Source organism: Sphingorhabdus sp. EL138, assembly GCF_945890115.1.
GTDB lineage: Bacteria > Pseudomonadota > Alphaproteobacteria > Sphingomonadales > Sphingomonadaceae > Sphingorhabdus_B.
The window spans coordinates 81,617-92,981 of record NZ_CAMDCK010000012.1; the positions used below are offsets into that span (position 1 = coordinate 81,617).

9 protein-coding genes are annotated in these 11,365 nt (G+C 55.5%); 4 read left to right on the forward strand and 5 right to left on the reverse strand.

Going from position 1 to position 11,365, the window contains the following annotated elements; genetic code table 11:
* Positions 1–50: 50 nt before the first annotated feature.
* The gene (msrB, locus tag Q0O07_RS07440; RefSeq protein ID WP_295492135.1) at positions 51–443 is read left to right on the forward strand and encodes a peptide-methionine (R)-S-oxide reductase MsrB; all 393 of its coding nucleotides are present in this window, start codon (positions 51–53) and stop codon (positions 441–443) included.
* A 44-nt stretch (positions 444–487) separates the two neighbouring features.
* Entirely contained in the window at positions 488–2,527 is a 2,040-nt protein-coding gene (locus Q0O07_RS07445) for a transglycosylase domain-containing protein (protein ID WP_295492152.1), read from the forward strand.
* 20 nt (positions 2,528–2,547) lie between these two features.
* Here Q0O07_RS07445 and ribA read toward each other — a convergent pair whose 3' ends face one another.
* The 4 genes from ribA to Q0O07_RS07465 all read right to left on the reverse strand — a co-directional run bounded on the left by ribA (position 2,548) and on the right by Q0O07_RS07465 (position 7,712).
* Positions 2,548–3,591, reverse strand: a complete 1,044-nt coding sequence (ribA, locus tag Q0O07_RS07450) for a GTP cyclohydrolase II (RefSeq protein ID WP_295492153.1) — start codon at positions 3,589–3,591, stop codon at positions 2,548–2,550.
* Positions 3,592–3,608: 17 nt separating this feature from the next.
* Positions 3,609–4,415 (reverse strand): exodeoxyribonuclease III, encoded by an 807-nt coding sequence (gene xth, locus Q0O07_RS07455; RefSeq protein ID WP_295492137.1) that lies wholly within the window; start codon positions 4,413–4,415, stop codon positions 3,609–3,611.
* A gap of 283 nt (positions 4,416–4,698) precedes the next feature.
* Positions 4,699–5,322 carry an outer membrane lipoprotein carrier protein LolA gene (locus Q0O07_RS07460; RefSeq protein ID WP_295492140.1) on the reverse strand — a complete coding sequence of 208 codons (624 nt, stop codon included), beginning with the start codon at positions 5,320–5,322 and terminating at the stop codon, positions 4,699–4,701.
* 65 nt (positions 5,323–5,387) lie between these two features.
* Positions 5,388–7,712, reverse strand: coding sequence for a DNA translocase FtsK (locus Q0O07_RS07465; protein WP_295492142.1), 2,325 nt, complete (start codon positions 7,710–7,712; stop codon positions 5,388–5,390).
* 165 nt (positions 7,713–7,877) lie between these two features.
* Here Q0O07_RS07465 and Q0O07_RS07470 point away from each other — a divergent pair, with 165 nt between their 5' ends.
* Positions 7,878–9,101 (forward strand): FAD-dependent monooxygenase, encoded by a 1,224-nt coding sequence (locus Q0O07_RS07470; RefSeq protein WP_295492144.1) that lies wholly within the window; start codon positions 7,878–7,880, stop codon positions 9,099–9,101.
* 6 nt (positions 9,102–9,107) lie between these two features.
* Here the strand turns inward: Q0O07_RS07470 and Q0O07_RS07475 are convergent, their stop codons facing one another.
* Positions 9,108–9,773, reverse strand: coding sequence for an OmpA family protein (locus tag Q0O07_RS07475; protein WP_295492146.1), 666 nt, complete (start codon positions 9,771–9,773; stop codon positions 9,108–9,110).
* Between the two features lie 151 nt (positions 9,774–9,924).
* Between Q0O07_RS07475 and Q0O07_RS07480 the strand changes: the two genes are divergently transcribed.
* On the forward strand, positions 9,925–11,262 hold the full coding sequence (locus Q0O07_RS07480; RefSeq protein ID WP_295492148.1) for a hemolysin family protein: 1,338 nt from the start codon (positions 9,925–9,927) through the stop codon (positions 11,260–11,262).
* Positions 11,263–11,365 lie beyond the last annotated feature (103 nt).

Here is an 11,365-nt window from a genome sequence, read left to right on the forward strand (position 1 = left end):
GCACCGTTTTGCTGCAGCCCCCACATCATTCTCACGAAAGGTATCTTTTCATGGAAAAAATTATCAAGTCCGATGCGGCATGGCGCGCAGAATTGGACCCCGTTCAATATCATGTCTTGCGTGAGGCTGGCACTGAACGCGCCTTTGCGGGTAAACTGACCGATGAAAAGCGCGAAGGCGAATTTCGCTGTGCGGGCTGCGGCACTACCCTGTTTGTTTCGGACACGAAATTTGACAGCGGCTCGGGTTGGCCAAGCTTTACCGCGCCCGCAGATAATGAGGCTGTCGAAGAGCACAGCGATACATCACACGGCATGGTCCGCATTGAAGTGCGCTGTGCCGCATGTGAGGGGCATTTGGGCCATGTCTTCCCGGATGGGCCTGGACCGACGGGCCTGCGTTACTGCATAAACAGCGCAGCGCTTGCATTCGATCCTGAATAACAAGGTGCTTGTCGACGGTTATGGGACTGGGTAACACAGCTGTTATGGTACGCGCGCGCAAGATTTCGAAAGAACGTGGCCCAATGGGAACATGGATGCTCCGTATCGTCAAAGCGGGCGTGATCGCCGCACTGCTAGGGGTCATAGTGCTTGGCATTTTTGTCGCGACTGCACGTGGCGAAATTGACAGTTTTGAAGATCTGAAAGCCTCGCCGAACGGGCAAATGATCCGCATACGTGCCGCAGACGGCACTGTCATTCAATCGCTTGGCCCGAGTTTCGGACGTTGGCTGACCATCGACCAATTGCCGTCCGAAATGAAGGACGCGATGGTCGCTGTCGAAGACCGCCGATATTATTTGCACCCCGGTGTCGACCCCATTGGCATTACGCGGTCCGTATATGTAAGGACAATTGAAGGTCGCTGGACACAAGGCGGTTCAACCATCACGCAACAATTGGCCCGCAACATATATCTGAATAGCAACAAGGAGTTTGGGCGCAAAATTCGCGAGGTCATCCTTGCGCTGGCTATGGAAACCAAATTCTCCAAGGACCAGATCCTCGAGCTCTATTTGAATAAAGTATATTTCGGTGGCGGCGCTTATGGGGTTGATGCCGCAAGTCGCCGTTTCTTTGACCATGGCGCAGAAGATATCAGCCTTGCCGAGGCCGCCATTATCGCAGGTCTAGTAAAAGCCCCCTCACGCTATGCACCAACCGCCGATGCGCAGGCCGCCTTGGACAGGGCAAAGGTGGTGGTTGCGGTCATGCAGGATGCAGGGATGATTAGCTCGGCTGAGGCTGCGAGCGTTGACCTGACCGGAGTCCGCTTGGCCGCTCAAGCGCCCCAAGACAGCGTACGTTACTTCACAGATTGGGTTTTGCCGCAGTTGGACGGCCTTATTGACGAAACTGAAAAACCAATCGATGTCTGGACGACGCTGGACCTGAAAATGCAGCGCGCTGCGACCTCAGCGATTGCGGCAAATGCCCCCCGCGGGGCACAAGGCGCGCTTGTGTCGATTGACCGCGACGGTGCGGTGAAGGCGATGGTGGGCGGGACCGATTATGTGACCAGCAATTACAATCGTGCGGTTACCGCGGTGCGTCAACCAGGCTCGGCCTGGAAGTTATTCGTGTATCTCACCGCACTGGAGGCAGGTTACCGGCCTGAAGACCTGGTGGAAGACAAGCCCGTCGAAATCGAAGGCTGGCAGCCTAAAAACAGCGGTGGCAATTTTGCTGGCGAAATTTCCCTTCGTACCGCTTTTGCCTATTCCAAAAACACCATCGCTGCCCAAATCGGGCAAGACGTCGGCACCAGCAGCATCGCCAATATGGCACGCAGGTTCGGGATCACTACCCCTGTCAACACGCTGCCGTCGATGGTGCTGGGCACATCAGATGCCCGCGTTATCGATATGGCTCAGGCGTTCGCCGCGGTTGCAGCCGGTGGACGTAATGTCACCCCTTATGGCATAAAGAAGGTCACGACGATTGATGGTGAAATTCTATATGCGGCGAAGCCGTCAAGCACGGTGCAGTTGGTTGACGATTGGGTTGCAGGCGCAATGACCGATTTATTGCAAACCGCTGTCGCCACGGGCACCGGGCGGGCCGCAAATATTGGGCGGCCCGCCGCGGGCAAAACCGGGACAACGTCAAGCAATAAGGACGGATGGTTTCTAGGCTTCTCCAGCGGCCTTACAACGGGCGTGTGGATGGGTCGCGACGACGCTAAGTCAATTGGTGGCCTAGAAGGCGGCCGCGCGCCTGCGCAAGCCTGGGCAGCCTATATGCGCGTCGCTGTGGCCGGACGCCCCGTAGAGAAATTCGCAACGGAGGTCACTTTCCCAGAAGCCCTTGAAGGTGAGGAGTCCTTACTTGGCGCAGACGAAATGCTGCTGTTCGATGAAAATGGCATGCCGATTGAAGGTGACCCCCTAATGGAAGACCCGAACCTTGCGCCAACGACGGAGCCAGAGTCGGAACCGCTGGATGATGTGTTTATCGAAAGGGCCCTAAATGGTCAGCGTGATCAGCGACCAACACCAGAAGAAGGGCGCGGCGATCCGCGTTGAAAGTTTCGTCCCTTCGGAGCTTACAGTGCGTGGCCGGTCCGGCTTTTCTTGGTTTCAAGATAATCGACATTGTGAGGATTGGCGGCGATTTTAAGCGGAAGCCGCTCGGCGACCGTGATGCCCGCTTTTTGTAGGCCATCCACCTTTTCAGGATTGTTGGTCAACAGGCGCACCCGTTCTACACCCAGTAATTCCAGCATCCGTGCGGCTACCGAAAAATCGCGGGCATCAATCGCAAAGCCCAAACGGGTATTGGCATCGACGGTATCAAATCCCTGATCCTGCAGCGCATAAGCGCGCAGCTTGTTGATCAAGCCAATGCCACGCCCCTCTTGTCGCAAATACAATAATATCCCCCAATTTGCGTCCGAAATCTGTTGCAAAGCTTCGTGCAATTGCGGGCCGCAATCGCATTTCAGGCTGCCGAGAACATCGCCAGTCAGGCATTCACTGTGTAACCGGACAACTGGAGTTGAAGAATCGCGCGTACCCATCAACAACGCCACATGGTCAGACGCATCTACGGCTGTCCGGAACGCTACAATTTCCGCTTTGGCATTGGCGACAACGGGAAGCTTGGCCCGCGCGGCAATGCGCAAGGCGCCGCTGTCGTCAAAGGCAGCGACATCTTGCGGCCTGACGTAAACGGGGTTCTCACCTGCGTCCCCCAACACCAGAAATGCCGGAAGCAAACCTGCCAAACGCGCAAGTTCGATCGCCGCCGTCGCTGATGGGCCATTATCCAGCGGCAGCGCCGCAAAGGGGCCCTTCATCGGATAGGCAAGGTCAAGGCTTGGGTCCGCTACCGCCAAAGCGAGCCGCAGGTCGAGATCAGCAGGCGCCTTGATAAGCACCGGAAGGTCGCCATCTGCCGCAGCGCGTTGGTTCGTTAATTTTAGCGTCGCCGCCCGGCTTGCCGAGAGCAATATTGCATGCGCGCCGGAAATACCCTGCGCTGTTTCGACCGCAAGCACGGTAAGCGCTTTGTCCAAATGCTGCACCGTCACTGGCCAACCACGACGCAGCGCATCAATCGCCATTGCTGCGCGGCGTGAGTCTCCCAACGCTGCGCTTGCCGCGATCAAAAGTTGAATTCCGTGACGATCGGCGCATGGTCGGATGGCTTGCCCCAGCCGCGCACATGTTTATGCACGCTATGCGCCTTTGCCTTCTCTTTCAAATCAGGGGTAACCCACATATGATCGAGCCTGCGTCCGCGGTCGGACGTTTCCCAATCCTGCGCGCGATAGCTCCACCAGGTATATAATTTCTTCGACGGATCGACAAAATGCCGCGCAACATCCACCCAGTCTGCCGCTGCCTGAATTTCCGCCAGATGTTCAATTTCAATGCGGGTATGGCTGACGACATTGACCAATTGTTTGTGGCTCCAGACATCTTGCTCAAGCGGCGCAACATTGAAATCACCCGTGAGGACGGTCGGTTGCGTGACGTTACGTGACCATTCGGCCATACGTTTTAAGAAAGCCAGCTTCTGTCCGAATTTGGAGTTAACCTCGCTGTCGGGGACTTCGCCCCCGGCGGGAATATAAACATTGTCGATCCGTACGCCCTTGGCTGCGTCGATATTTAACTCTGCGCCGACATGGCGCGCCTCGCCATTGGCCTGCCAATCCTCAACCCTGCGGTTAATCAACGGCAGTTTGCTAACGATTGCAACGCCATGATGCATGGGCATGCCGTTGACGACAAAATGACGATAACCCAATTGGCGGAACAATCCTTCGGGAAACAGGCTGTCGATGACTTTGGTTTCCTGAAGGCATAAAACGTCGGGCGCTTCTTCCTTCAAATAGCGTTCGACAATGTCGATACGGGCGCGGACAGAGTTTATATTCCACGAAGCGATGCGAATGGTCTGGGACATAAGACCAAACCCCTAGATGCCTGAAGCGTCAGGAGCAAGCCGGTGCAGACATTTGCCTTAAAAAAGCAAAGCCCCCACCCCGGGGGCATTTGGGATGAGGGCTAGGCTTGCGTTCGTCACGCCGATATCAGCGATGATTAAAGTCGTGGGAAACAGGGGGAAAACCACACGAATATTCGGCCGCTGACAAAATATTTATACCGAGGCCTTCCTGTCGTTCAGATGAACAACACTCAAGCACGGCGCAACTGGTCGGTGGTGCGCTTCCGTTCATCGCCTGATGTTACGATTTTCGCCTAACCGGTCGCGGATCTTTCCATGTGAACGCGTTTTTTGCGATCGTGCCATTATAGCTAATATCGGTGAGTCGAATGGTGGTGCGGTTGTTTTTGGAATCGAGCGCGACCCAGCCATTCAAAGTCAATCCGCCCGGCGCGCCGGGTTTGTCCACGAATATCATCGTGATGGTGCCATATTCGGGGCGCTTTGGGTCGCGGACTTCGACACTGACAACGTCATTAGTGGAAGTGGGCAGTATTTTGCCAAAGCGCGCAAGATCCTGACCGGGGTCTAGGAGGGCAGCCAGCGGACTGTTGCGGATCGGCCAGCGCTGGACTTGCCTCACCTCATAATCCACCATCGTCAGCGCACGACCGTCGGCGACAATCAACAGCGGCACGTCTTTCTGATATTCGAAACGCACTTGCCCAGGCCGCTTCAACAGCAACTTGCCAGTCAGCGTCCCGCCGCTCCGGTCTGTCTGCGTGAAATTCGCCGACATCGTGCCCACGGCTTTCATATGCTGCACAACCCGCGCCATTTGCTCGGACGAAGACTGCGCAGGGCTAGGCGTCGTTGCAACAAGCGCAATCGGCACGAACAACATGGCATATTTTGAAAAAGTCATCTGTGTTTCCTAAGGGTGGGTGGCAGCAGTCACTATCTGGACTGCCTTGAACCCCATCTTAATGGCTAAACTGGGTCGCCGTTGCGGTCGCGCAGTACTTCGCGGCGGCCAATATGGTTCGGTGCGCTGATGAAGCCGTCTTCTTCCATCCGGTCAATCAACCGTGCCGCGCTATTATAACCGATGCGCAATTGCCGTTGAATCCAGCTTGTCGAGGCCTTCTGGCTTTCGAACACGATCTGGCACGCTTTGCGATATTGCGAATCTTCTTCGCTGTCATCGCCGCCCATACCGCCAAAGTCGAAACCGCCATCTTCGGGTTCTTCCGTCACGGCTTGAATATATTCAGGCTGCCCTTGGCCACGCCAGTGGTCGGCAACGCGGCGCACTTCATCGTCGGAGACAAAAGGTCCGTGAATACGCGTCAATCCGCGGCCGCCTGCCATATAGAGCATATCGCCCTTGCCTAGCAGCTGTTCTGCGCCTTGTTCCCCAAGAATGGTCCGGCTGTCGATTTTCGACGTGACATGGAAGGAAATACGGGTGGGCAGGTTTGCCTTGATAACGCCCGTGATAACATCGACCGAGGGGCGCTGCGTTGCCATGATCAAGTGGATCCCCGCCGCCCGCGCCTTTTGCGCCAGACGCTGAATCAGGAACTCCACTTCTTTACCCGCCGTCATCATCAAGTCCGCCAACTCATCAACGATGATCACAATTTGCGGCATGGGTTCGTAAGCGAGGCTTTCTTCCTCATATTGCGGTTGGCCAGTCATCGGGTCGTAGCCGATTTGCACCTTGCGGCCCAATGGCGCGCCTTTAGCCTTTGCACCGCGCACTTTTTCGTTGAAGTTCGCAAGGTTACGCACGCCAAGCGAGGACATCATGCGGTACCGCTCCTCCATCTGCTCAACTGCCCATTTAAGGGCGCGAATGGCCTTTGCGGGCTCAGTCACCACAGGCGACAGCAGATGCGGAATGTCGTCATAGCTGCTCAGTTCCAGCATCTTGGGATCGATCATGATCATCCGGCATTGGTCAGGCGTCAGACGGTAGAGCAGCGACAGGATCATACAGTTCAGGCCAACCGATTTTCCTGACCCGGTTGTCCCTGCAACCAACAGATGCGGCATTGGCGCAAGGTCAGCAATAACCGGATCGCCAGAGATATTCTTGCCCAAGATAATCGGCAATGCGCCCTTTTGCTCCGCAAAAGCATCCGAGCCCACCATCTCTTGAAACACCACAGCCTCTCGGTGCGCATTGGGTAGTTCAATGCCCATCACCGTCCGGCCAGGGATAGTCGAGACGCGCGCGGACAGCGCGGACATGTTGCGCGCAATGTCTTCGGCCAACTGAACGACGCGGCTGGATTTGATACCTGCCGCTGGCTCAAGTTCGTACATTGTGACGACAGGGCCTGGGCGAACAGCGACAATCTGCCCCTTTACATGGAAGTCATCCAGCACCGACTCCAGCAACCGAGCGTTGGCTTCCAACGCCGCCTTGTCGAGTTTGGGCACTGAAATTGTAGGTGGCGGATCGAGCAACTCAAGAGATGGCAGAATAAAGCTGCCAAAGAAGTCGCCTTGCCGCGCGCCGGTGGAAAAAGCTGCTTTTTTGGGCGCGAGCGTGCGGTCCTCAATCACCGGCGGCTTGCGTTGATCTGGTTCCACGGCCTTGCGTGGCGGCTTGGGTTCGACAATCTGTGGCGCGGGCAGGTCGTCGCCCGCTAAGGCCAAATTGCCAGCATTGGCGCTTCCAAATTTAGGTATCGTCAGTGTCGGGATACGCAACAATGGACGTTCCAGCTGAAGCGACCGGATGACCAACGCCACACCGCCCGCCAAAGCGCCGAGTATCAGGGAAACCCGAAGCAATATTCCGAATATGCCCTGAATTTGGATCATAAGCGCACTGGCAGCATTGCCCAACAGCAGGGCAAATAACCCGCCCCATCCCGCCGGAAACCCGATACCACTACCCTGTTGCCAATAGGACATGCCAAAACCGACCAGCAACATACCGATCAGGCATAATGATAATTGTCGTTTCCATTGCGGTTGTGGAACATCACGCCACAAACGCCGCGCAAAAACCAGCATCAGCGGCAACAAGAATATGGCTGGCACGCCGAACAGGAAAAGCATTGCGTCCGCCACATACGCGCCGGCTTGCCCCATCCAGTTGTGCTGCACATCTGCCGCTGCGCTATTAAATGCCGCGTCGCCTGCCGAATAGCTGAGCAGTGCCAGTCCGTAAAATATGGCGAACAGCCCTAAGGCCGCCGCGCAAAACAACGCGCCGCTGCGGATCAATGACGCACGCATCATCTGACGCCAATTGGCGAGGTTCGATTTCGGGCTAAATTTTGAAACGCGCAAGGCCATGTTACGAATGCCGATATGTATGAAGTCGCAAAGGACCGAATGCGCCCCTTTTCGGCGTCAGCGGACTCCTCGTCAAGTATTAGAGGGCAAAAGGGGAACCTGACTAGTTTGATACGGCCAAAATCCTCCTTTGAATCCCGCGCTTGCTTGGGGCATAAGCGGCATATGGAAAACAAGGCAGATATAATCATCATCGGTGGCGGCCTCATTGGTCTCACGCAAGCTCTGGCGCTGGCATCGCAAGGTATCACCAGCCATGTCATTGACCGCGCCGATCAGGCGAACATGCTCGACGCTGGTTATGACGGACGCACTTTTGCGATATCCAGCTCAAGCTACAAATTATTTGAAGCAATGGGCCTTGGCCATGCTTTGGCTGGCAAAGGCTGCCCCATTGAAAAAATTTGGGTAAGCGACGGGCTAAAACCGGGGTCACTCGACTTCGCTCCAGCCGAAGATGATGGCTTTTTAGGCCAGATGTTTGAAAGCCGTTATTTGCGTGGCGTGCTTTACAAGGCAGCGCAGGAACATGCGGCAATCCAACTGCACATGCCGACAAACATCATCCACAAGTCGCGAGATGCCAGCACAGTGACGGTCACGCTAGAAGGTGGAAAAATATTGACCGCAGACCTGATGATCGTTGCCGAAGGCCGCAAGAGCGAGACCCGCGAAGAGGCCGGAATCCACATTGCGCATTGGCAATATGCGCATCACGCTATTGTTGGCGCGATTTATCATGAACGGCCGCACAACAATATCGCTTATGAAATTTTTTATCCGACAGGGCCTTTTGCCGTTCTGCCCATGTTGGATGACGAACATGGCCGCCACCGTTCAGCGCTTGTCTGGTCCGTTGAATCCAAGGATGCTGCTGGCTACCTAAAATTATCGCCGCGCGGTTATGCTGCCGAACTTGAAAAGGGCATGGGCGGATTGTTAGGTAAGGTCGAATTGTCCGCGCCTTTGTCGTCTTACAAATTGGGTTTCCACCATGCGGCGTCGATTACAGCGGAACGCATGGTGCTAATCGGCGATAGTGCGCACGGCATTCACCCGATTGCGGGTCAGGGGCTGAATTTGGGCCTACGCGATGTCGCTGCGCTAACTGAGGTACTCGTGGACGGCATGCGTCTTGGTCTTGATTTTGGCGATGCGCAATTGCTGGACCGCTATGGCCGATGGCGCAGTATCGACACCTTGCTGATCGCGGTTTCTACAGACGGGCTGAACCGGTTATTTTCCATTCCCGGTAAAACGGCCTCAGCAGTGCGTCGTTTCGGGATGGCAATGGTGCAGCGCGCTGCGCCGGCCAAGGCGTTTTTCATGGCCGAGGCACGGGGCGAAAGCGGCGCGCTGCCCAAAATGCTTCAAGGTGTTGCGGTCTAAAGCCGATTAACCCTGCGTTACAGGGACAAGGCGAATTTCAACGCGGCGGTTGGCCGAACGGCCTGCGGCGTCGAGATTGCTCGCCTTTGGCTGGCTCTCGCCATAACCACGAGTTGCCAATCGCGCGGATTGAACGCCGCGTGACGACAAATAGTCGGCAACCGACGATGCGCGGCGCTCTGACAATGATTGGTTATATGCGTCGGAACCCGCAGAGTCGGTATGTCCCATGACATCAACATAGGTTTTCTCATACTGAATCAATGTTGACGCAACTTGGTCTAGCGTATTGCGAAAGCCCGCATCAATGTTTGCGCTGTCGACGCCAAAGGTCACTTCCGACGGCATATCAAGAACGAGATTGTCTCCGTCACGAACCACATTGATGCCCGTTCCAGCGGTTTGCTGACGCAACTTTCTTTCTTGCTCATCCATGTAATAGCCAACGCCAGCGCCAGCCAATGCACCGATACCCGCGCCAACGATTTTTTCCGTACGATCACGGCGCCCGCCGATCAAATCACCCAGTAGATAGCCACCCAGTGCCCCGCCAATACCGCCAATGGCGGCTTTAGAAATTGTGCGATTCCCGGTTTCGGGATCCGTTACACAAGCCGACAGCGGGAGCAGCGCCACAACCAGTCCTATAGTTATCATTCGGTTTTTCTTCATAATTTTCCCTTTCTGCTAGAGCGTCGTTTAAACGACGCCGATGATGAACCTGCGATGATTATTTAAACTGGCGACATCATTTTACCTTAACGCAATTTTGTGCATTTTGTTGCCAAACCCCCATTTTTGGCCTTATGACGGAAATGTCCTTATGGAACCTCTTGACCCTTTCCCGTGGTTTGATGCCGCAACGATACTAGCGCTCATCGCCTTAAACGGTGTGTTCGCCATGTCGGAACTCGCCATCGTGTCCGCACGCACGGCGAAGCTGAAAGCTATGGCCGAAGACGGAAAGCGGGGCGCTTCGGCGGCACTGAGGTTGGGGCGCGACCCGGGCAAGTTCCTGTCTACTGTACAAATCGGTATAACGCTCATTGGCATAATTGCCGGCGCTTATTCAGGATCTACACTTGGCGGGCCTGTTGCTGATCGCATTGCCTTATGGGGTGTCGACCGCGAATGGTCCGAAACCTTGGGTTTCGGGATCGTTATCAGCATAACCACTTATGCCTCGCTGGTTGTAGGCGAGCTGGTGCCAAAGCAATTTGCCCTTATCGCGCCAGAGCGAATCGCGGTTATCATGGCTGGCCCAATGGAGCTGCTTGCGCGAATCACGGCTCCTATCGTGTGGACACTCGACAAATCAAGCGCGACCATCTTTCGCGCGCTTGGGCTTCGCCGCGATACGCGCGATGCGCTGAGCGCCGAAGAGTTGCGCATGGTCTTTGCCGAAGCCACGCATGCCGGCATCATTGAGGAACATGAGCATAAGGTAATTGCGGGCGTTGTCCGCCTTGCCGACCGTCCGGTGCGTGAAGTCATGACGCCGCGTACCGATGTGGACCGCATTTCCGCGGATGCATCCGAGGAAGCGGTGCGCGATTCGCTCTTGAATTCACTGCACACCCGCTTGCCTGTAACGGGCGAAGACGGCGACGACATCATTGGTGTAGTCCAGTCACGTGACATCGTCGCGGCGCAAATTCGCGGCGAAGTTCTCGACATTCGTAAATTGATGCGCCGCGCCGAGATTATCCCGGATCAACTGGATGCCATGGACGCGCTCGAAATCCTGCGGTCATCCGATGTGCCAATGCTTTTGGTGCATGATGAATATGGTCATTTCGAAGGGATTGTGACGCCAAACGACCTTTTGGCTGCCATTGCTGGCGAATTCGCGTCGGACCAGGCGCAAGGCAGCGCGCCGAATATCATCACTCTGGATGACGGATCGATGCTGGTTTCAGGGTCTATGTCAGCCGATGCAATGGCCGAGGCGCTATCAATCGACCTGCCCGAAGATCGCGATTATGCAACGACAGCGGGACATGTGCTGCACATATTGCGGCATTTACCGTCGGAAGGTGAATCGTTCACAGATCAAGGCTGGCGCTTTGAAGTGGTCGACATGGATGGTCGCAAAATTGACAAGCTGCGCGTGCGACTTGCAGAAAAAGCAACCCGACAAGACGCAGTTGAGGGCTTGTGATTGCTTAATCGCTTGTTTAGGGCATTTGTTCACACGGAATACTAAGACATTAGCGTCCACAGGATATTGATATGGCCGATTTCTTTCTCCCTAAGAACAGCAA